This window comes from uncultured Ruminococcus sp., from assembly GCF_947301925.1.
GTDB lineage: Bacteria > Bacillota > Clostridia > Oscillospirales > Ruminococcaceae > Ruminococcus.
The window spans coordinates 407,843-429,124 of record NZ_CAMYUE010000001.1 but is presented as its reverse complement, the minus strand read 5'-3'; the positions used below and the strand labels follow the sequence as shown (position 1 = coordinate 429,124).

The window sequence follows — 21,282 nt, the reverse complement described above, 5'->3', positions numbered from 1 at the left end:
GAAATTATAGCGTTTGATATGATACTGCGAGGTGAGTATTGATGATCTTAGTTATAGCATCGGCCGCGGTGGCCCTGGCAATCTACCTTATGGGAATGCACATCGGCAGAAAGCAGGCGGAGCAGCACTTCCTGGAGATGAGAGGCGAAATGGGGCTTACCCGGGAGGACAACGAGGATGTTTATTAAGGGAAGATGGTTTACAGAGCCGGAGATAATTGCTTATGTCAATGAGCTTGAAGCAAGCAGAGCCGAGTCGATAAAGCTTCTTGGAAGTGCAATGAATGACGTGCAGCGCCTCGGGTATGGAGACTGCGTGAGCTGCAGATATGCAGGCCAGTGCAGTGAGGGCGAGTGCAGATATGAATGGCGCCATCAGGCAGAGGCTGAGAAACTTATCGGCAAGGAGGCGAAAGTATGCTGGGGATAATAGTCCCGATAATCATAACATTAGTGTCGGCGGCAGTTATCGTACACTGCGCTGACAACAAGGGGTACGTCTCAGACGAGGAATGGAGGAAAGATGAGATGACAGATAAACAAAGAGTTACCGCAAAATGGCTGAACAGAGCTTTTGAAGCAAACATAAAACTGAAAGCATTAAGAGCGTACAGGCATTCCATAGCAGGATCCGTAGGGCTTAAAGGCGTAAAATACGGCGGCAGCACCGGCGGCGGAAGTAATGAAAATGCAATGGAGCTCGCACTTGCCGAATACTGCGATGAGCTTGCTGATATAGACAAGGAGATCAATGCGCAGGTACTTAGGGTCCGCGAGCTTGACGAAGAAATAAGGGAAAGCATAAGGAGACTTCATGACAGCAGGCTTGAGTCAATATTGATCTATCGTCACCTCGCCTGTATTGAACCGGGCAAAGCAGCGAAGGCGATCGGGTACTCATCAAGACATGAACGTAGGCTCTACGGCGAGGCGCTTGAAAAGTTGTCCGCCTATGTCCGCTAATGTCCGCTGATGTCCGCTTTTTCCTATTGACGTCCGCTGTTAAGTATGCTATACTGTATTCGTAGAAGTTTGCAAAAAGGAGATCGCTGTGCACATTTTCATGTCTTGTCTTTCAATGGTTCCGCGATCTCGGGCCCCTTCTGCAGGAAATGGCTTTATGTTTTCCAGATCGTCCCGAATGCTGTTGTCTCCGGCATTCGGACGCCCCTTCTCTGATACGACGGCGAAGTTAATGTCGTCAGGGTCAACAGCAGGTTCGAGTCCTGCATCAGAGGCCAAGACCTCTTTGGTCGAACAAACCACCGTTCAAAGAACAAAAATACCGTCTCAGCTGAGGCGGTATTTTTGTTATACGGTTAAACAACCCCCACCTATGGGGGGAGGGGTACCCCCAGAGATAGTGATGAAGACATTCACACCGTCACTGCTCATATTTCTCGCTGAAAGGAGGAAAAACATGGAATACGGCATTGAGTACCTCAGGTCAAAGCTGCGCACTAAGGCTCAGCGAGTCAACCTAAGGTACAAGTATTATGACATGAAAAACACCGTAAGAAAAATAACCGCTCTCATACCGCCTGAATTCAAAACCATGACATATTCTCTCGGTTGGTGTGGTAAAGCTGTTGACAGTATCGCAGATAGAATGTTCTTTGACAAGATTGAAAAAGACGACTTTATGCTGAACGAAATATACAGTCAGAATAACGCGGATATTCTTTTCGACAGCTCTATTCTATCAGCATTGATCTCGTCGTGCAGCTTCTTGTATATAGATAAGGACTACGACGGATACCCGACCATTGAGTGCGTCGACGGCGGTAACGCCACAGGTATAATCGACCCGGTTACAAATATGCTCACGGAAGGCTATGCGGTACTGAAGCGAGCAGATAACGGTGATGCGCTGTTGGAGGCGTATTTCCGCCCCGGTGAGACTGTATACTATGAGAACGGCAAGTCAGAGCCTGTCGATGTGTTCACTCACAAGGCTCCGTATGCTCTTCTTGTACCGCTGATCTACCGCCCAGATGCGCGACGTCCATTCGGACACTCGCGTATATCGCGCAGCTGCATGGATATAGTTCAGTGCGCACTTCGCACACTCCTTCGTACAGAGGTCGGAGCTGAGTTCTACAGCGTACCGCAGAAGTACATTGTTGGCTTAGCCCAGGACGCAGAATTTAACAATAAGGCTGCCACTCTCTCGACTTTCCTTAGTTTTTCTAAAGACGATGAAGGGAAAGTGCCGTCACTGGGGCAGTTTCAGCAGCAGAGCATGGCTCCGCACATCGAGCACATGAGAATGCTCGCGTCAATGTTTGCAGGAGAGACAGGACTTACCCTTGACGATCTCGGGTTCTCGACGGACAACCCTCAGAGCTACGATGCTATCAGGGCAAGTCACGAGCAGCTCCGCCTTAGTACCAGAAAAGGTCAGCGAAACTTTGGCGTTGGATTTATCAACGCGGGCTATCTCGCTGCGTGCATACGCGATGACACTGCGTATGAGAGACGCTCCTTCGCTAATGCAAGAGTATCATGGGCTCCTATATTTGAGCCTGACGCTTCGGCTATCGGTGCTATTGGTGACGCTGTGTATAAGATCAATCAGGCAGTTCCTGACTTCGTCGGCGAAAACACTGTCCACAGACTCACAGGCTTGGAGAGTGATGCAGAATGACAGACATCAAGGATCTAATCGAGGCTCGCACTGCAACGGATCCTCGGCTGAAAGCCGTGCTAAAGAAGATCAAGGCGGGGACAGCTACATTCAAGGATACTGCATACTATTCGGAGATCTACTCCAATATTACAGGCAGCGTCTTCGGTGCAAATGTACTCGACCTTGAAGGAATAGAGCGTGAGGAAGTGTGCATGGAGCTGCTGCGAGGTAACTATGAGGAGATTAATACTATCTGCGCTCAGGTGCAGACAGCTCTTGACCAGGCAGCAGGTATACACATCAGACCTCAGAAAGCAGCGTTCCCGACAGACCGTGCCGAGCAAATCGCGCACTCTCTCCTTGATCCAACAGTCACGGATAATACTATAAAGCGCAGGGCAAACACAGGCGTCGCGAATGTATCAAAGGGCTTCCACGACAGCTACATAAAGGTCAATGCAAGTTTCCGTAACGATGCAGGGCTCAAGGTGTATATCAATCGTGAGACCGACGGTAAATGCTGCGAATGGTGCAACAGACTTGCAGGTCGATACGTTTACGGCACTGAGCCTGACGACGTATACCGACGCCATGACAACTGCGGCTGCACTACGACATACGAGAACGGCAAGCAAAGGCAGGACGTGTGGTCAAAGCGTTCCTGGACTGCCCCTGAGGTCGGAGCAGGAGCTCCGCCGCCGATAAGGTTCACGCCTGAGCAGGCTGCGGAAATACAGGCAAGAAATATGCCCACGCGATTGACAAATGGTCAAAGAAGTGGTATAATAGAAGAAAGAGAAAGGGAGCAGGAATTCAACGTACCATACGGCAAGTATTCTGTGAATGCTGACATGGATTATATTAATTCGGCTGAGTTTGCGGCTAAATTTGATAGCATTACTGATAATGCTGCTGTTAATAGCTCTTTACGCGAATGCGCAAAAGAAGCAATAGCCCATAGAAACGGAACCAAATACGAGGATATGTATTTTATCCATGCCGAAACAGGCGAAATACTTGCAAAGCAGATTGAAATGACATACCCAAGCGGTATTTCTTATAACGACGAAATAACGTCATTGCTAAAAAAAGCTAAAAAAGAAAATATTCCGCTTGTTACTTTGCACAATCACCCAGAAGGCTACCCGCCGAGCGTTGACGACATAAATAAGTCTTACGACAACAAAACATTGTTTGGAATAGCGGTTGGGCATAATGGGCAGGTATACAAATATGACAATCCGGGCAAGCGTATAAACAATCCGAAGTTGATCCATGATGAAATTGCTTATCGTTATAGAGAAGGCGCGGATATTGACAGAGCTTATACCGAAATGTATGATATTTTAGGCATAAAGTACAGTATTATCAAAGGGGGCTGATGATATGAAAAATAAATACGAAGAATACGACGGCTACAAAATGCCTGAAAAACAGGGCTTTAAAAATAAAGCCGAAAGTGATAACGAATTCAAGAAACATCTTGAAAGAATGAAGGAAATAAAAGAAGCAAACGATATAAAATAAAACCGTTCTCACCTGAGGGCGGTTTTATTATGCCCTAAAGGAGGTGCTATCGTGCCGACAAAAGACGAAATAGACGATATGAGGATTGAAAAGCTGCTGCTCGACTTCAACGACTATGATATGCTTGAGACGGTACGCGATCACCTCAGGAAGCTCCAGAAGGAGAAGAAGCACACGAGTGCAGCAAACCAAATGGCGATCTTCCACATCGGCGAGGCTATCCGCTTTATGGAGAACCGTCCACAGGAAGATCTTCGGAGGGGGTGAGAAAGTGGAAAGTGCTGACAGAATAGAGATTACCTTCAAGAGCGGTGAGACTATCTCCTACGGCAAAGGAGAATGGGACGACTACGCTTACGACGGAAAAGCTATCATCGTAAAGCAGAAAGGTGCGTGGATTGGAATATATAACTTCGACCATGTATTCTGCGTAGAACTTAAAGAACACTAAGCATTTGCTAAGGACACAAATGTCCCTCGCAAGTGCTATTTTTATACCCTGTCGGAGGTGATGTATATGCCAAATCTGCGTCCAGATCATAATGGTACGCAGCGAGCGCAGTTCAACTCGAACAAAAAGAAGATATATGCAACGCAGGAAGTCTGCGGTATCTGCGGTAAGAGAGTGGACTTTAGCCTTAAGTTCCCGCACCCTATGAGCCCGTGTATAGATCACATCATTCCTATTGCCAGAAACGGACACCCGTCCGACATCAGCAACCTACAGCTTGCACACCTGTGCTGCAACCGACAGAAATCTGATAAGCTATCACCAAAGCAGGACTTTAAAGCCGAAACGGAAGTCGTTTCCAATCGGCTGCTTCCTTTGACGTTTGACTGGAAGAGCCTATGAGCCTATAACAGAAAGGAGCTGATCTGGTGAGCGAAAAGCGGCGAGGCAGACAGACTCCAACAATATCAGTCGTTCTCCCATATACACAATCACTCGGAACAGAAGCCATATTGATATATAACAGCACCGACAGAGTTGCGCAGGAGTGGCAAGAACTGCTCTTGGAAGATATCATGGCGATCAACGAGGACGGTCTATGGGTTCACATGAAATTCGGGTGGTCTATACCACGTCGAAATGGTAAATCTGAGCTCCTTATAATGCGTGCTGTGTATGGCGTATCTCATAATGAGAGGGTGCTCTACACAGCGCATCGAACAACCACATCACACAACGCCTGGGAAAAATGTATTGACCGCCTCGTAAAGGCTGGCTACATTGAGGGCGTTGATTTCAAGACCACAAAACAAATGGGCTTGGAGCATATTGAGTGGCTCAAGGACGGCGGCGGAGTTATCAACTTCCGAACCCGATCAAGTAAGGGCGGACTCGGTGAAGGTTATGATCTGCTTATTATCGACGAAGCTCAGGAGTACACTTCTGATCAGGAGTCGGCTCTTAAGTATGTTGTAACTGACAGCAAAAATCCACAGACACTTATGTGCGGTACTCCGCCGACGGCAGTATCTTCGGGCTCTGTGTTCCAGAAGTACCGCAAAGAGACCCTTACCGGTGCAAACGCGGACAGCGGTTGGGCTGAATGGTCCGTCCCTGAGCTCACTGATGCGCACGATCCTGAGCTCTGGTATGATACCAACCCTTCCCTCGGGTATATTCTCAGCGAGAGAACGATACGCTCGGAGCTCGGCGACGATCAGATCGACGACAACATTCAGCGTCTCGGCTTGTGGATAGCTTATTCTCAGAAATCTGCCATAAGCCGCAAGGAATGGGACAGCTATGCTATTACCGAGCTGCCTAAGCTCAGAGAGCCCCATAGAATATACTTTGGCATAAAATATGCCAAAACAACATCAAATGTATCTCTTTCCGCTGCTATAAAAACAGCCGACAATAAGGTATTTGTGGAGGCTATCGACTGCCGCAGCGTGCGTGAGGGCAACACATGGATCATTGATTTTCTGAGGAACCCTAACGCCGTCAGCGTCGTGATCGACGGAGCAGGCAATCAGAGTATCCTTGAGCAGGACATGAAAGATGCCGATGTAAAATGCAAGGCGATCATGCCGAAGGTCAATGAAGTCATTGAAGCCAATACTTTGTTTGAAAAGATGCTGTTTGAGGATAAGATATGCCATAAAGGGCAGCCTGCACTTGCGCAGGCTGCTGCCAATTGTGAACATAGAGCTATCGGCAGCAGTGGCGGATATGGATACAGCTCGATACTTAAAGGCGCAGATGTCTCCCTGCTTGAGTCTGCGTCCCTTGCTCATTGGCTGTGCGCTAAGGAGAAAGAAAAGAAAAAGCAGGTAATAACGTACTAAGAGGTGCATAATGGAAAAGAAAATACTTGATAAGATCAACTCCTTCACGAGGAGAGAGTTCAAAGAAGAAGAGCTCTATGTTTTCCCTATCACGCTCTGCGACAACGATATAGATCGTGATATGGAACGCTTTTCTGATGCTGCACTTGAAAAAATGCAGCAGCTATTCATTGGAAAAACAGGAATATTCGACCACGACCCCACTGCAAACAACCAGGAAGCGCGAGTATTCGATACTGAGGTCGTAGCTGACAGTTCGCGCACAACAAAAGACGGCCGCCCTTATAAATACCTTAAGGGAATGGCTTACATGGTGCGCACTGACGCTAATAAAAACCTCATTTCCGAAATCGACGCAGGTATCAAGAAGGAAGTAAGCGTATCGTGTTCATCTGCCAAGAGAACGTGCTCTATCTGCGGAGTTGATACTTATCAGGAAGACTGCGAGCACAGAAAAGGCAAAGAATACGACGGTAAAATATGTCACCACATTCTCGATGACATCACCGATGCTTACGAGTGGAGCTTTGTTGCTGTTCCTGCACAGATAAATGCAGGAGTTACAAAGAAATATAAACCAAAGGAGGAAAAATCAATGGAATTCAAACCTATCACCACACAGGAAGAGCTTGATGCAGCTATCAAGCCTGCTGTCGATGCAGCTGTTGCAGAGACAAAGGCTCAGTACGAGGGCTATATCTCTCCTGAGGCACATCAGACGGCTCTCGATGCTGCCAAAGCGGAAAGCAAGTCGTATGAGCTGAAGTATCTTAAGCTCGATGCAGCTCTCAAGAGTGGCCTTCCTATCGAACTGGCTGACAAGATCTCTGGTGAAACTGCCGAGGATATCCAGAAAGATGCTGAGTCATTCGCGCAGATCACCTGCAAGTCTACTCATCAGCCAAGACGCTTCTCACCTGAGCACAATGACGCGATGACAGGCGTTGAGCGTGAGTTCTACGCAAGAAACCCCAAACTGAAAGAAAACTAAGGAGGAAAAAGAATTATGGCACACGAAGCACAGACACGCTATTCCGATCTTGTACTTGCCAAGCTTCGTAATGAGCTTGTGCTCTCTGACGGATTAGTATTCAACAACGACTACGAGGGCGATCCTACTTCCGGTTCTGTAAAGATCCCGGTACGTGACACTGAGGTCGCAGTATCGGACTACGACAAGGCTAACGGTATCACAGCTACTAACGGCTCTACAAGCTATACAGACCTCATTATCGACAAGGATAAGGCTGTAAACGAGATCATCGACGGCTACGATGCTGAGTCCGTCCCCGATAAGCTCGTAGCGGATCGTCTTGACAGCGCAGGCTACAGCCTCGCAGAGAGAATAGATACCGACGGCGGAACTGTACTGCTCGCAGGATCAACACCTATGAATGTGGCATCAATCTCCAAGACAAATATCTATGATACTATCGTCGATGTTCGTACAGCGATGACCAAGGCTAAGATCCCTGCCGTTGGACGTTATCTGCTTGTTACGCCTGATACAATGGCTCTGATCCTTAAGAGCCCTGAGTTCATCAGTGCATCATCTCTGGGTGATGACGTAAAGAAAAACGGCGTCGTAGGTCAGATCGCGGGCTTCCTGGTAAAGGAATGGAATGACAGCACGGCAAATCTTGCAATGCTTGCAGGTCACCCCAGATTTGCAACAAGAGTGCATGAGTGGCAGGTACCCGTACACATTCAGGATCTTGCAGGATCTGGTAAGTACATCGGCGCATCTGCTGTACAGGGCCGTAGAGTATACGCTCATAAGGTTCTCCGCAGCGTTGCTATTCGTGCAGTATACGTCCCCGGCTCCCTTACTGCTTCCCTTGCAAAGGCTACAGGCGAAGGCTCAACCGGCAAGACGGTTGCAACAGTTACAGCAGGCAATACTGGCACAACATACGCTTACAAGGTTAATCCTTCAGAGCGTGCAACTTTCGATATGACGAGCACTGCTTATGGCGGTACATCCCTCACATCTGGCACAACTGCAATCGCAGTATCCGCAGGTGATGTGATTGAGGTCGTAAACCTCAGCTCAAGCAAAGTCAAGGCTGTTACATACCTTACGGTAGAAGCTGACGACATCGCAGAGTAATGGGTACGGCATACTGCACGGTTAATGATATCTTAGCGCTCGGGTATCAGTTGACCAATCAGCAGCAGGAAGCAGCACAAAGCATTATTGACATGGCTTCCGCTAAACTTAGGATACAGGCTAAGAAATACGGAAAAGACATAGATAAAATGTTGGCTGACGAGAATGACGGTGAGGATTATAGCCTTGCAGTAAAAAATGTTGTAATCAATGCTACGGTCAGAGCGCTCAATACTGTTTCCGATGATACTCCTGCCCTTTCCCATGGCTCAGAGACAAACGGATCATACAGTATTCAGATGACCTACCTAAATGCAGGGCAGTCCCTATACTTCCTGCGAAATGAACTTAAGGATCTCGGGTTGCTCCGTCAGGTGTACGGAGCAATTGAGATATACGACACCGAAAAGGAGTGATATGATGTTTACGAACTGTGAGGGCTGCACGATCTACGAAAAAACAGTAGCTAACAGAGCTCCTGCATACATAAGACATACGACAAGTCGCATCTACTGGCAGCCATCAGTGGGACAGACGGGAGGAAATGACCGGCATTCACGCAATAATATCTTTGTTAATATCCCTGAAGCCTCAACAACGTACTTGCCAAAGTGTGATGACAGAGTTGTCCGCGGCATTATAGAGGCAGCAGCTCCACCGCATGATGCCCTTACAGTTATGGACGTCAAGGATCTTCGTTACGGTTCGGCGCGAGTGCGACATATAGAGATGACATTGGAGTGATGCTATGCTGAATTTCAAAGGGCTTGTGTTCTCATCTGATTTTGAGAGCAGATCCAAGAAAAACATCGCTGAAGCTCAGGACTATATAGACGGGCAGTGCTTGAAGTACCTGCCTGACTACACCCCGATAGCTCATAAGCGGTTCAAAAATCGTGGTAAGATGAGCAAAGCACATAAGGTTGCGCAGCCGGGGCTTATTATTAACACTGAGCCTAAGGCAAGGCACGAGTATTACACTAATAAAGGCCACTCTGGGCATAATCGCGGAAAATACTGGTTAGAGCGCATGAAGGCTGACCATAAAGACGATATACTGAAAGGACTGAATAAGCCGAAATGAGCAACAAGCCTATAATCGAGAGCATTCGGGACTATATAAGCGCTTTCCCCGATCTCTCAGAGAACTGCTGCCTGCTTATTGATTATCTGGGCAATAAGCCCGTAGAATATACCGTCGAGGCAGTACCGTGCAATCCGGTATACAAGGAATATGTTGACGGTGAAAAGGTCAAGCAGTTCCTTTTTGTTTTTGCCAGTCGAGAATATTTCGAGGCAGATGTCAACACTTGCATTGAAAATCTTCATTTCTATGAGAATTTCGAGGAGTGGATAGAACAGAACAACGATAACGGGGCACTCCCCGATCTTGGCGGCAACAAAGTCCCTGTAAGTCTCGAAGTGCTTACAAGGGGTTACGTCCTTTCTGCTGATGAAGAAACGGCACGTTATCAAATACAGCTTCGATTAATTTATGAGGAGGAATAAAAATGCCTGGTACACCTACAATTGTGCAGCGTCATAAGATCGTTGCATTCTACGGCGTAACAACAACCACGACCTCAGGCGGTGCAGCAACGTCAACTACGACATTCCACAGAATGAAGAAGTTCACGCAGCTCGCTAAGTCACAGAACCCTATCGAGTACAGCAGACAGTACGTTGACGAGCCTTTCGGCGTTACAGATGTCATGGGCTACAACCCGAGCATCGCATACGCCTTCGACAAGCACAGAGATCTTCCCGTCCAGGAGGACATCATCAAGATCACCAATGATGAGCTTCTCGGCGATGACGCAGTACGTCCTATCATCATCGTTGATACAGAGACCAACGAGGCCTACAAGAGAGACTTTGCGGTTATCCCGAACTCTGAGGGCGACAACATCAACGTATACACTTACAGCGGCAATTTCAAGTGTAAGGGCGAGCTCATCAAGGGCACCGCTGCTACATCTGACGATTATCAGACTGTTACATTCACGGAAGCAGTTGATTAGGTAGCCGGAGCTGAGGAAGTCAGCTCCGAAGAACAGAATGATTCTGAGGAGCAGGCCGAGGAAGAACCCGAGGACGAGCCTCAGACAGATTAATTAATGGAGGAATGAGCCTATGAGCCAGAAGACATGGGAGATCAACGGCAAGAGCTTCGAGCTTGATCTTACCGATGCCGATACTGTTGAGCGTTACGAGAACGCTTTTGAGAACATGGAAGCAGCTGAAAAGCTGATCCCTAAGGACGGCAAAGCGTCCGAAAGGATCCGTGCGTGCTGCGGACTGTTCAAAAAGCTGTTCGACACTATCTTCGGCGAAGGCACGTCGGATCAGGTATTTGAAGGCGTGCCGACCAGTATCTCAGCATACGAGGAGATATACTACAGCTTCCTTGATTTCGCCCACGCGCAGTTTGAAGCTGACACAAAGCAGAGAGCTGAACGCCTTACAAAATACGCTCCTAATCGAAAGCAGCGTCGCGCTAAGAAAAAATGATAAATGCGTTATACGAGCCGTTCCCGGAGCACATATCGGTTGAGGGTGAGGAGTATCCGATCTTAACCGACTTCCGGGACTGGCTTCGCTTCGCAGACCTGATGCGCGATCCAGACGTCAGCAAACGCGACAAAGTCTATCTGCTGTCAGATTGGTTCGAGACACGGCCTAAGAAAATAAACGGTAAAACCGTGAACGCTCTCTTTGATTTTTATTATGCCCGTGAGCTTGAGCCCGATGCTGACGATGACGAAGCAGCTGACGACGTTGATGATACTGTTATAAAACCGCCTGTGCTTGACTGGCGGATAGACTCAAGATTTATTCTCGGAGACTTCCGCCGCTACTATGGCATAGACCTTATCAGCATTGAGTACCTGCACTGGTGGGAGTTCAGATGTTTATTCGCAGCTCTCCCCGATGACTCTCAATGCCAGAAGCGTATGGCGTATCGAGGCGTTAACCTCGGCAGCATCAAGGACGATAAGGAACGCGCACGAATTGCTCGGATCCAACGCAGCATCGCAATACCTTACGAATGTGAGGACGATATGATAGGCGCGGCTTTCGGAGGTTTTATATGAAGGATCTGAAACTACCGCCGCTGCAGCGTATGTGGGCTCGGTGCCCTCACTGCGGCGCGAAAACAGTGTTGTATGATAACACTGCCCAGTGCAGCGGAGTGCATATCAAATGCACTCGCGGCTGCAAGAAGGAATTTGAACTCAAAATAGTAAACGGAAAACAAGTGCAATGAGCCATTGAGCCGCACGATCCACCATAAGGAGGGATTGTTGTGGCTTTTGACGGCACACTGAAATTTGACACTGAAATTGATGACAGCGGTTTTAGCGCAGGCTTAGAAAAGATAGGCAGCTTTGCAAAGAAAGGCATGGCTCTTGTCACAGGAGCTGTCACCGCAGCCTCGGGCGCAATGGTTGCCCTCGGTAAAAGTGCGCTTGACGCATACGCTGACTACGAGCAGCTAACAGGCGGCGTATCAACGCTTTTTGGCACTCAGGACAGAAGCCTTGAGGAATATGCTGCAAGTGTAGGAAAGTCTGTTGACGCAGCTCGGAGTGAATATGATAAGCTTCTGCAAGCTCAGTCTGATGTCCTTGACAATGCTGCTAAGGCATTCAAGACAGCAGGCCTCTCGCAGAATGAATACATGGAGACGGTTACATCGTTCTCCGCAGCTCTCATTGCTTCCCTGGGCGGTGATACTCTTAAAGCGGCAGAGGTTGCCGATAAGGCTATCGTCGATATGGCGGACAACGCCAACAAAATGGGAAGCTCAATGGAGAGCATTCAGAACGCATATCAGGGCTTTGCCAAGCAGAATTATACGATGCTTGACAACCTTAAGCTCGGATACGGCGGCACCAAGTCGGAAATGGAGCGCCTGCTCGCAGACGCAGAAGCCATATCCGGAATACACTATGACATAGAAAGTTATGCGGACGTTGTCGAGGCTATCCATGTTATCCAGGACGAAATGGGTATCACCGGCACGACTGCTAAAGAAGCAGCTGAAACTATAAGCGGATCCGTTGCGTCCATGAAATCAGCATGGAGCAACCTTGTTGTCGGCATTGCTGATGATGAACAGGATTTTGAGAAGCTCACAACAGATTTTGTTGAGAGTGCGGCGACAGCTGCTGAGAATATACTCCCCAGAGTCGAGACTATCCTCGGCGGAATGGGCAAGCTCGTAACGTCTATGAGCGGCGTCATTGCTGATGCTCTTGTAGGCTTTACTGAATATATCCCCGACCTCATCGAGGCAGGCGTATCACTTGTGGACGCGCTCGTGCAGGGTATGGTCGACAACGCCCCTGCACTTGCCGATGCTGCACTTGACGCAGGTATGCAGCTCCTTGAGGGGCTCCTCACCATAGGACCGAAGCTGCTCGACCTCGGAGCGCAGCTGCTAACAACGCTGCTTAACGGCATATCATCGCATATTGGTGATATTGCTGATATGGCAAAGACCTTTGCCACAGATCTCGCAAGCACTATTGCTGCAAACGCCCCTGCGCTTGCTATGGCAGCCGCAGAGGTAATACAGGCACTTGTCAATACTATCGGAGATAGCCTGCCTATACTCGTGCAGGCAGCTCTTGACATCATCGTATCACTTGCAAAGGCAATAGTCGCCGCAGCACCTACGATATGCAAGGCTCTTATTGATCTTATCCCTATTCTGATCAATACGATCATATCCTCGATACCTCAGATACTTGACTGTATTACTGACATATTCAACGCGATCGTTGAAGCACTTCCTGATCTTATCGTAGTTCTTGTTGAGAACCTGCCTACAATAATCGTTGCGATCGTCGAGGCTCTGATCGAGGCTATTCCGCAGATACTGGAAGCCGCGGTCAATATGTTCATGGCGATCGTCGAAGCCATTCCTCAGATACTTGTCGCGCTCGTAACTGGCCTCGGAGAGCTCCTCGGTAAGATAGGAGAGTTCCTCAAGAACATCATTGTCTCGGTAGCGCAGTGGGCTGTCGAGATGCGAGAAAAGGCGCGTCAGACCGCAAAGGATTTCCTTGACGGTATTGTTGAGTTCTTCAAGGACCTGCCTCACAAGATCGGTGAGTTTATCGGTGAGGCAATCGGTAAAATTGTTTCCTGGGCTCTGGAGATGCGGGAAAAGGCACGCCAGACTGCGAAGGACTTCCTTGATAATATCGTTACATTCTTCAAGGAGCTCCCCGGTAAGATATGGGACAACCTGACCGCTGCTATCAAGCACGTTATTTCCTGGGGCCTCGAACTGCGTGAAAAGGCGAAAAATGCCGCGTCGGATATGTTCCATAATATTGTCGATACGATCAAGGAACTTCCTGGCAAGATGCTTGAGACAGGTAAGAACATCGTCGAGGGTATCTGGAACGGTATCAAGAACATGGGTCAGTGGATCAAGGATAAGATCTTCGGCTTTGCTGACGGCATTATCGACGGCTTCAAGTCCGCCTTTGGTATCAACTCCCCTTCGCGCGTAATGCGTGACAGCGTCGGCAAGTACCTTGCAGAGGGTGTCGGCGTTGGCTTCATGGACGAGCTGCCGACCATAGCTGAGGACGCAAGGGAGGCTCTTACGAATCTTGACCTCGGCGCTCCTAAGGTTGGCATCGACATCATCGATCCTGCCGCAGAACTGCCTGAGCTTCCAGAGCTTGAGGTATCGGTACCCAACATCGAACCAGTTGAGCTCGATGTGATCGTGCCCGACATTAGCCTTCCTGAGCTTGCTGTTGATATTCCTGACACGGAGCTTCCAGAGCTGCAGGTCAAGGTCGCCGACATCGACTTACCTGAGCTTGAGGTTGACGTTCCTGAGATAGACTTGCCTGAGCTTCAGGTCGATGTGCCTGAGATAAAGCTCCCGAAGCTTGAGATTGATATACCCGATATACCTAAACCTGAAAAACCAGACGCGCCTGCTCCGAACCTCGATACGGATCCACTTAAGAGCTCAGCACCGCAGCCGATAGTCACGAACGACGCTCTGACTGCTATGACAGCGCAGCAGATACTTATTGACAGGTCAGACGCAGCACCGAGTGCTACATCGGACATCATTAATAACCAGTATACTTACAACAATACAGTGAATAACAGCAATCAGCAGAGCTCAGAGCCGCAGTTAAGGTCTCTCACAGCTCAGTTTATAGTCGGCGAGGAGATCGTCGCTGAAGGCGTGCTTGACCTTGTTGACGAGGCTATCGACGAGAGACAGGGGCTCCGCGTTCAGATGAAGAAGAGAGGTGTGACGACGTGAAAAGAAAAGGTTTTACTGTGAACGGTAAGCATACGTACTATGCTTATGGTTTGCAAATGCTCAAGCGCAACATCGGCTCCGCGCCAAAGGACGAACACCTTGAGCGCGTCCCCTTTAGCAATGTTACATATAATTTCGACTCGCTATTTGGTAAAAAAAGCTATGGAGAGCGCAAGCTCTCCTATGAGCTTGAGTTCATAGAACGTCACATCGAGCGTGCTGAGGACAAAGTAATAAGCCTGATCAACTGGCTTCACTGGGACGGCAGCCTCGACCTGTATGATGACTACTATCCGAATTATCATTTCTGCGTCCGAGAGCCAGACGTTGACTGCTCTGAGAAGCACGGAGTATATACGTTGAAAGTCTCGTTCAAAGCTGCGCCCGAGATACTTCCAAATCCTAATAAGATGAAGTATAACGCGGCTAATGTCACTATCCCCGACGTTAATAGCGACGGTAAGGTCAACGCCATAGACTCATCTGCTATCCTTGCCGCTTACGCTGCATTGTCAGCCACGCCGCCTCTGGATACAGGGCTCACCCCTGCTCAGCTCCACGCTGCGGACGCAAACATGGACGGCAAGATAGACTCTATTGACGCATCTATGGTACTCAATTTCTACACAAAGCTATCACAGACCAGTAGCCCATACGACGGCATGAGCATCGAAGCTGCGTGGGCTGCTTACCTTAATGACTACTTCCACACGGGAGGTGAAGTTTACTAATGTATACAATATCAGCGATTAACGGCAGCAGTACATCTGTTATCCACGCGAACGACCCCGACAGCACGAATAGACTGAGTGCAGGCAAGTTTGCAGACGAGGTCAACGCGATCCCTGGGTTCAGCTTCAACATTCCTGCGTTCAATCCTGCTTATAACGAGCTGCACGACCGCACAACTATCATATCTATACATAATGACAAGACCGGTGAGGTCGACTTCGAGGGACCTCTTATCCATAGCAAAGAAGATGTTACATCAGCAGGCAAGGTATACAAGTCATGCAGCTGCGAGGGCTATCTAACCTATCTAAATGACAGTATTCAGCCCTATCATCATTATGAGAGCTCAACGGTAACTGAGTTCCTCACGGCTCTGCTCGACTACCACAACAGCGTAACGCCTACGGAGAAGCATATTACCCTCGGTTCCTGCGACTTTTCAGGCGATAACACCAACAGCAAGACAACCTCCTACAGAAATACCCTCGAAGAGATAAAGGTAAACCTCATCGAGCGTATCGGCGGAGAGATAAGGATACGCAAGGTGAACGGAGCTCTCGTTCTTGACTTCCTGCACCAGTACGGCGTAAAGTCGGATACAACGGTGGAGCTTGCAAAAAATATTTATTCCCTCAGCGTTGACACTGACTCGTCGAATATCATCACAAGGCTCGTCCCTCTGGGAGCACAGCTCAACGATGAAACCTCGGAACGGCTTACGATCTCAGAGGTCAACGATGGACTTCCGTACATCGACGACGCTGCTGCCATAGCAAAGTACGGCATCATAATGGGTACTGTTACCTTCGATGATATCACAGTTGCATCAAACCTTAAGCAGCGCGGACAGGAGTACCTCACGAATAATAACAGAGTCAAGAAAGGCTATGCTGCACAGGTGCTTGATCTGTCTCTCCTTAATGAGCAGCTCGACTCTCAGCTCTGCATCAGAGCAGGCAATACTTATCACTTCAAACATGATATCATTGGACTCGACGAGGATCTCAGGGTGATGAAGTGCTCCGTTGATATATTTAAGCCGTACAAACCTGAGGTCCAGATTGGTGACAAGGCGGAAAGCATTACCTCTATCGCTACCAGGACGGCAAGCCTCATCGAATACGAGCTGCCGAAGCAGCGTATTGATATACTCGCCTCTGCAAAAGCAACTGCCACAGCACTTATCGAGGCAGGTATTAACGGTTATGTCGTTGTAAACGGAAACGAGATCCTTATAATGGACACACCGAACAAGGAAACGGCAACCAAGGTCTGGCGCTGGAATTCGGGAGGCTTCGGATACAGTAACAATGGCTATAGCGGTCCTTACAGCGTTGCAATGACAATGGACGGTGCTATCGTTGCTGACTTCATAACAGCTGGCGTCCTGCGAGGTATTGAAATCACGAATGGCAACGGCTTCCACGTTGATCCAAACGGCATTGTTACAGCTAAAGCCATTGACATCAACAATGGCAGCGGCACTTTTCATGTTTCTCCTAACGGCACTGTAAGCGCTTCGGCAATCAATATAACAGGCGGCAGCATTGACATCGAAACTAACTCAGAGTCTTATGATGTCATATCATTGAGTCACCACTCAGATCAGTACAATACGGACTGGATACATACGATATCCCCACTTGAGTGGAAGCTTGAGAACACTGACATTGATTGTAAGGTCATAGGCCAGGCAGGTGCACTTTTCTTTTACAACGGAAGCAATGTCAATATCAGTCTCAATTCGACGAGCGGCGATATTTATTGCAATCACTTGTATTATAAGAATGAGAACGGCGCATATGTAACTGTTGAGAGCATGATCAAGAGCTTGCAGCTTCAGATAGATATGTATCACGGAAATGTATAAGGAGGTTGCTATGCAGTCAATAAAGTTTTATGATGAGCTCCCCGATATGGAGTTTACCGCAGGCGATACCCTCAAAACATTCGTTGTTGAAGCAAACATGGATCTGCGTGGTACTCGAATGTTCGTTATCCTTGCGAGGAAAACAAATCCCGTAGAGGAAGTGCTATCCGTAGAATGCACTCTCGTAAATGACAGAACGTATAAGGTGCAGCTGACAAGTGCGCATACCAAAGGCCTCAGCGAGGGCTTATACGAAATGCACTTCTCATTGAGAGCCCCCGATGGCATAAACCATTATGACAAGCTTAGGGGCGATGTATATGTTCACGCAGCAGGAGGTGATGCTAATGACTAAGTTCATACAGGTCGTCTCTGCTGTTGCTGCAGGCATCGCAGGCTTCATCTGGGGTGACTTCAATGGATTATTCTACGCGCTGATAGCCTTCATGGTATTCGACTACATAACAGGCGTTCTCGTCGCGATCAGCAAGAAAAAACTTTCCTCAGCTGTAGGCTTTAAGGGCATAGCAAAGAAGGTCTTCATACTTATTCTGGTAGCAGTAGGGCACATCCTCGGTGTGTACGTTTTCGGCAGCGGTGATGTCTGCCGCGATACTGTTATCGGCTTCTATCTTGCTAATGAAGGCATCAGCATATTAGAGAACGCTGCGGAGCTCGGACTCCCACTCCCCAAAAAGCTGAAAGCTATTCTTGCGCAGCTCCGCAGCAAGAACGATGACGATGATGATAACAAGGAGGATAAAGAATAATGGGTACAGCTTTCGGATTTCATGTTGAGGATGATCTTACCCTCAGCGGTCTCAATCAGCCCCTTGGCGACACGGTGCTCGTCCGTCGATGGGAGGTAATCAAAGAGGTTAATGGCATAAAACACGTTTATGCCGAACTGATTGTAAACGACTCGAATGACTTACCTAATGCCGACAGCTTCTCAGGTTACCATTTGTATATGGGCTCTCTCGCTGTTATGGTAAAAAACGGGTCCGCTGTTCGCATGGACAAGGACGGCTCGTGGCATCAGCAGGTCTCGTATAGCATTTAATAATGGGACGTAAGAAAAGAGTAGACTGCGAAGCCTACTATGTCGGTCTTGAGGATGAGTCTATAATCGCTTTGACCTGCGGAAACGACTTAGCGGAGAGAGGGAAAGCGATGAAAAAACTCCTTCGTCGTGTGATCGACGGAGAACTAACGAACAGTCAGAAAAGGGTCATCTATCTTTACTACTACAAAAAGATGACCTATGAGGAGATCGGAGCGTACTTAGGCACCTCTCACCAGGCTGTTTATGGAACGATCAAACGGGCTGAAGCCCGGATTAAAAAAGTCATGCGCTACTGGCTTTAACGCACGTCTAACGCGCAGCGTGCGTTAACTAAAACACGCGCGTAATTAAAAGGAGGTATAGTAATGAACTCACCGTATATGGGCAGGTTCAAAGTAACCCAGCAGTTTAAAGGCAAGGAGCACGACGGTCTGGATCTCGTCGGTCTGGACTCGAAAGAAATTCACGCGACAGCGACAGGAGAGGTTGTATATGCTAATTGGGAAAATCCTTCCAACCATTCTCAGGGTTTTGGTCAGTACGTTGTTATTAAGTCCAATGGTAGGTACTATCATTATGGTCATCTGTCTGAGATCAGGTGCAAAGTCGGAGACAAGGTAACAATCACAGACGTTATCGGCGTCGAGGGCAGCACAGGATACAGTACAGGCAGCCATTGCCACTACTGCGTAAGGACGAGCATGAGCCCCGGTACGTTTCTTAACGTCTGTGACATCTCGGGTATCCCGAATGTCGAGAATGGCATTTATGACGACGGGTACCGTCCGAAGGAAAACGAACCAGACCCGATCGGGGCATTGACTAAAAAGGAGCACCGCCTCAGAGTCTTCATTGATGACGTGCTTGTGGACGACCACAAGTTCAGCGGCCTGCTCGACTAAAGGGTGACTGCTTATGCTTACAATTTATAAAGAAGAGTATCTTGGCTCGGACTCAGGCGTTTCCGTAATGCGTGCAGAGCTTTTTGTTGATGCAAAAGAGGATCTCCCTGCGCCTGCGGATTTAACGGGTAAAATCCTCGCAACGGCGTCAATAGCATGGGAGATCTCCTCAGGTGACTTCTGGGGGCTTAACAGTGAAGGCAAATGGGTAAACCAGGCAACTTGTGAGGTCTACGATCCTGATCCTGAGGAAGAGGAAGCCGCCGTATAACAAATTATTGAAAAAGCTCTAAAGCACATCGCTTTAGAGCTTTTTTTGTTTCATAGTATATCTTGATACACTATGAAACTGAAAAGGTATAGTTTTGTATGATAAGATTAGTGTAAAAGAAAAACAAGGTACAAGTGTCGTAGTAAGTGTCGTAGTAGCATTTTACGTAACAAAAAAGCCACCCATGAGTTATCTCACAAGCGGCTATATTTGGCGGACAGAGAGGGATTCGAACCCTCGGTACGCTATTAACGTACACACGAGTTCCAGTCGTGCGCCTTAGACCAGCTCAGCCATCTGTCCATACTTTGGTGCGAGTAATGGGACTTGAACCCATACGTCTTTCGACACACGCCCCTCAAACGTGCCTGTCTGCCTATTCCAGCACACTCGCAAAGTACTTTACTATTATACTACAAACACGGGGCCATGTCAATAGAAAAAGATATAAATTTATATTATTACAATTATTGGATTATGTTATAACAAAATGGCTTGATACATAATGCTATCAGTAATAAATACAAAAAAACATTTTGTCTTGATTTTCGACAATTTGCGTTGAAAATACCCCTTGTATTCCTTTTCCGTATGATGTAAAATAGTTATTGTAGTAAAAAAGAAAAGGAGTCCTATCATGGAAAATGAAAGAATCAAAGTATTGATCGGAGACGATTCAGCATCAAACGGAGTAAAAGTAGCAGCAAAGCTGAGGGAAAGCGGCATGATCGCTTACACCCGAAGAAACAATGGCAGAGCGATACTTGATTCCATTCTCAATGATAAGCCTGATGTGGTAATTGCTGACCTTACCATGCCTGATACAGACGCAATACTGCTGATAGATCAGGTAAGGGAAGCGCTTGTAAGCGTTCCGGCATTTATCGTTGTATCAGATATTGACAACAGCTTTATCGAGAGACAGGCTATTGAGAACGGAGCTTCATATTTCCTTACGAAGCCTTTTGATATTCAGGAGCTTCCGTCAATTGTAAAATCCATATGTAAGAGGCCGCCTCAGTCTGATTGTGCCGACACGGAGATACTTGTCACGGATGTTATCCAGAAGCTGGGAGTTCCGGCGCATATCAAGGGCTATCATTATCTGCGTACAGCCATACTCTGCGCAGTAGAAAACGGGAGGCTTATGGAATGCGTGACCAAGCTTCTTTATCCGAGCGTGGCTCAGAAATATGATACAACATCGTCAAGAGTTGAAAGAGCCATAAGGCATGCAATAGAAATAGCCTGGGACAGAGGCAATTCAGATGTAATAAATGAATTCTTCGGGTACACTGTAGACAGCTACAGGGGACGACCGACAAATTCTGAATTCATAGCTCTTATCACGGACAGGATACGTCTGAAACTGAAAAAAGCCTCACTATGATTATATCATAGCTGATCTCTGAATGCAACATTTCAGCTTGTGAGATAAATATTATCCTTATTAAAGCGTCAGTAGGGAATTATTCTCAGCTGATGCTTTTTTATATTACGGAAATTGTTGACTATATCAGTTTTTTCATGTATAATTGTTATAAAGCATATTATGATATATTTTATACATT

General features: G+C 47.7%; 29 protein-coding genes and 2 tRNA genes. 29 read left to right on the top strand and 2 right to left on the bottom strand.

Translation table 11 applies throughout. The features are described 5' to 3' along the window. The first annotated feature begins 41 nt into the window (after positions 1-41). The 28 genes from Q0Y65_RS02080 (at position 42) to Q0Y65_RS01945 (ending at position 19,711) form a co-directional block, all read left to right on the top strand. Positions 42-188: a hypothetical protein gene (locus Q0Y65_RS02080; protein WP_297956261.1), complete on the top strand. Its 147-nt coding sequence runs from the start codon at positions 42-44 to the stop codon at positions 186-188. Next, entirely contained in the window at positions 178-429 is a 252-nt protein-coding gene (locus tag Q0Y65_RS02075) for a hypothetical protein (protein WP_297956258.1), read from the top strand. Before Q0Y65_RS02080 ends, Q0Y65_RS02075 begins: the two co-directional genes overlap by 11 nt. Then, the gene (locus Q0Y65_RS02070; RefSeq protein WP_297956255.1) at positions 417-962 is read left to right on the top strand and encodes a hypothetical protein; all 546 of its coding nucleotides are present in this window, start codon (positions 417-419) and stop codon (positions 960-962) included. Before Q0Y65_RS02075 ends, Q0Y65_RS02070 begins: the two co-directional genes overlap by 13 nt. A 457-nt stretch (positions 963-1,419) precedes the next feature. After that, complete coding sequence (locus Q0Y65_RS02065; RefSeq protein WP_297956252.1) at positions 1,420-2,646, top strand: hypothetical protein; 1,227 nt, start codon at positions 1,420-1,422, stop codon at positions 2,644-2,646. After that, positions 2,643-4,010 (top strand): hypothetical protein, encoded by a 1,368-nt coding sequence (locus Q0Y65_RS02060; protein ID WP_297956249.1) that lies wholly within the window; start codon positions 2,643-2,645, stop codon positions 4,008-4,010. Before Q0Y65_RS02065 ends, Q0Y65_RS02060 begins: the two co-directional genes overlap by 4 nt. Before the next feature lie 4 nt (positions 4,011-4,014). Further along, on the top strand, positions 4,015-4,155 hold the full coding sequence (locus tag Q0Y65_RS02055; protein WP_173459083.1) for a hypothetical protein: 141 nt from the start codon (positions 4,015-4,017) through the stop codon (positions 4,153-4,155). Between the two features lie 51 nt (positions 4,156-4,206). After that, entirely contained in the window at positions 4,207-4,422 is a 216-nt protein-coding gene (locus Q0Y65_RS02050) for a hypothetical protein (protein WP_173459084.1), read from the top strand. Positions 4,423-4,426: 4 nt separating this feature from the next. Further along, complete coding sequence (locus Q0Y65_RS02045; protein WP_173459085.1) at positions 4,427-4,606, top strand: hypothetical protein; 180 nt, start codon at positions 4,427-4,429, stop codon at positions 4,604-4,606. Positions 4,607-4,666: 60 nt separating this feature from the next. Beyond that, positions 4,667-5,008, top strand: coding sequence for an HNH endonuclease signature motif containing protein (locus Q0Y65_RS02040; RefSeq protein ID WP_363293492.1), 342 nt, complete (start codon positions 4,667-4,669; stop codon positions 5,006-5,008). A 26-nt stretch (positions 5,009-5,034) separates the two neighbouring features. Beyond that, on the top strand, positions 5,035-6,453 hold the full coding sequence (locus Q0Y65_RS02035) for a terminase large subunit (RefSeq protein ID WP_297956241.1): 1,419 nt from the start codon (positions 5,035-5,037) through the stop codon (positions 6,451-6,453). A 10-nt stretch (positions 6,454-6,463) separates the two neighbouring features. After that, on the top strand, positions 6,464-7,444 hold the full coding sequence (locus Q0Y65_RS02030) for a DUF4355 domain-containing protein (protein ID WP_297956238.1): 981 nt from the start codon (positions 6,464-6,466) through the stop codon (positions 7,442-7,444). Between the two features lie 15 nt (positions 7,445-7,459). Next, a complete protein-coding gene (locus tag Q0Y65_RS02025) occupies positions 7,460-8,563 on the top strand; it encodes a hypothetical protein (RefSeq protein WP_297956235.1) in 1,104 nt (367 codons plus the stop codon). Continuing rightward, positions 8,563-8,979: a Gp19/Gp15/Gp42 family protein gene (locus Q0Y65_RS02020; protein WP_297956232.1), complete on the top strand. Its 417-nt coding sequence runs from the start codon at positions 8,563-8,565 to the stop codon at positions 8,977-8,979. Before Q0Y65_RS02025 ends, Q0Y65_RS02020 begins: the two co-directional genes overlap by 1 nt. A gap of 4 nt (positions 8,980-8,983) precedes the next feature. Then, the gene (locus tag Q0Y65_RS02015; RefSeq protein WP_297956229.1) at positions 8,984-9,307 is read left to right on the top strand and encodes a hypothetical protein; all 324 of its coding nucleotides are present in this window, start codon (positions 8,984-8,986) and stop codon (positions 9,305-9,307) included. Between the two features lie 4 nt (positions 9,308-9,311). After that, entirely contained in the window at positions 9,312-9,647 is a 336-nt protein-coding gene (locus tag Q0Y65_RS02010) for a hypothetical protein (RefSeq protein ID WP_297956227.1), read from the top strand. After that, the gene (locus Q0Y65_RS02005) at positions 9,644-10,072 is read left to right on the top strand and encodes a chloramphenicol resistance protein (RefSeq protein WP_297956225.1); all 429 of its coding nucleotides are present in this window, start codon (positions 9,644-9,646) and stop codon (positions 10,070-10,072) included. Before Q0Y65_RS02010 ends, Q0Y65_RS02005 begins: the two co-directional genes overlap by 4 nt. A 2-nt stretch (positions 10,073-10,074) precedes the next feature. Next, positions 10,075-10,584 carry a hypothetical protein gene (locus Q0Y65_RS02000; protein WP_297956222.1) on the top strand — a complete coding sequence of 170 codons (510 nt, stop codon included), beginning with the start codon at positions 10,075-10,077 and terminating at the stop codon, positions 10,582-10,584. 112 nt (positions 10,585-10,696) lie between these two features. Further along, positions 10,697-11,074, top strand: coding sequence for a DUF6673 family protein (locus Q0Y65_RS01995; protein ID WP_297956220.1), 378 nt, complete (start codon positions 10,697-10,699; stop codon positions 11,072-11,074). Next, a complete protein-coding gene (locus Q0Y65_RS01990; RefSeq protein WP_297956218.1) occupies positions 11,071-11,658 on the top strand; it encodes a Gp15 family bacteriophage protein in 588 nt (195 codons plus the stop codon). Before Q0Y65_RS01995 ends, Q0Y65_RS01990 begins: the two co-directional genes overlap by 4 nt. A gap of 212 nt (positions 11,659-11,870) precedes the next feature. Beyond that, on the top strand, positions 11,871-14,870 hold the full coding sequence (locus tag Q0Y65_RS01985; protein WP_297956215.1) for a hypothetical protein: 3,000 nt from the start codon (positions 11,871-11,873) through the stop codon (positions 14,868-14,870). Further along, positions 14,867-15,601, top strand: a complete 735-nt coding sequence (locus Q0Y65_RS01980; RefSeq protein WP_297956212.1) for a dockerin type I domain-containing protein — start codon at positions 14,867-14,869, stop codon at positions 15,599-15,601. Before Q0Y65_RS01985 ends, Q0Y65_RS01980 begins: the two co-directional genes overlap by 4 nt. Beyond that, positions 15,601-17,472, top strand: coding sequence for a phage tail spike protein (locus Q0Y65_RS01975; protein ID WP_297956209.1), 1,872 nt, complete (start codon positions 15,601-15,603; stop codon positions 17,470-17,472). Before Q0Y65_RS01980 ends, Q0Y65_RS01975 begins: the two co-directional genes overlap by 1 nt. A 10-nt stretch (positions 17,473-17,482) precedes the next feature. Further along, entirely contained in the window at positions 17,483-17,827 is a 345-nt protein-coding gene (locus tag Q0Y65_RS01970) for a hypothetical protein (protein WP_297956206.1), read from the top strand. Further along, positions 17,820-18,242, top strand: a complete 423-nt coding sequence (locus tag Q0Y65_RS01965; RefSeq protein ID WP_297956204.1) for a holin family protein — start codon at positions 17,820-17,822, stop codon at positions 18,240-18,242. The genes Q0Y65_RS01970 and Q0Y65_RS01965 overlap by 8 nt, the downstream gene beginning before the upstream one ends. Further along, positions 18,242-18,535: a hypothetical protein gene (locus Q0Y65_RS01960; RefSeq protein WP_109725473.1), complete on the top strand. Its 294-nt coding sequence runs from the start codon at positions 18,242-18,244 to the stop codon at positions 18,533-18,535. The genes Q0Y65_RS01965 and Q0Y65_RS01960 overlap by 1 nt, the downstream gene beginning before the upstream one ends. Positions 18,536-18,537: 2 nt before the next feature. Continuing rightward, positions 18,538-18,840, top strand: a complete 303-nt coding sequence (locus Q0Y65_RS01955; protein ID WP_109725472.1) for a sigma factor-like helix-turn-helix DNA-binding protein — start codon at positions 18,538-18,540, stop codon at positions 18,838-18,840. Between the two features lie 63 nt (positions 18,841-18,903). After that, on the top strand, positions 18,904-19,440 hold the full coding sequence (locus Q0Y65_RS01950; protein ID WP_297956199.1) for a M23 family metallopeptidase: 537 nt from the start codon (positions 18,904-18,906) through the stop codon (positions 19,438-19,440). Positions 19,441-19,453: 13 nt separating this feature from the next. Next, positions 19,454-19,711: a hypothetical protein gene (locus Q0Y65_RS01945; RefSeq protein WP_297956196.1), complete on the top strand. Its 258-nt coding sequence runs from the start codon at positions 19,454-19,456 to the stop codon at positions 19,709-19,711. Between the two features lie 211 nt (positions 19,712-19,922). Here the strand turns inward: Q0Y65_RS01945 and Q0Y65_RS01940 are convergent. Continuing rightward, positions 19,923-20,014, bottom strand: a tRNA-Ser gene (locus Q0Y65_RS01940). Between the two features lie 6 nt (positions 20,015-20,020). Further along, positions 20,021-20,105 (bottom strand) — tRNA-Leu (locus Q0Y65_RS01935). 243 nt (positions 20,106-20,348) lie between these two features. On the opposite strand from Q0Y65_RS01935, the gene spo0A reads away from it, so the two are divergent. Beyond that, positions 20,349-21,101, top strand: coding sequence for a sporulation transcription factor Spo0A (spo0A, locus tag Q0Y65_RS01930; protein WP_297956193.1), 753 nt, complete (start codon positions 20,349-20,351; stop codon positions 21,099-21,101). The last annotated feature ends 181 nt before the right edge of the window (positions 21,102-21,282 follow it).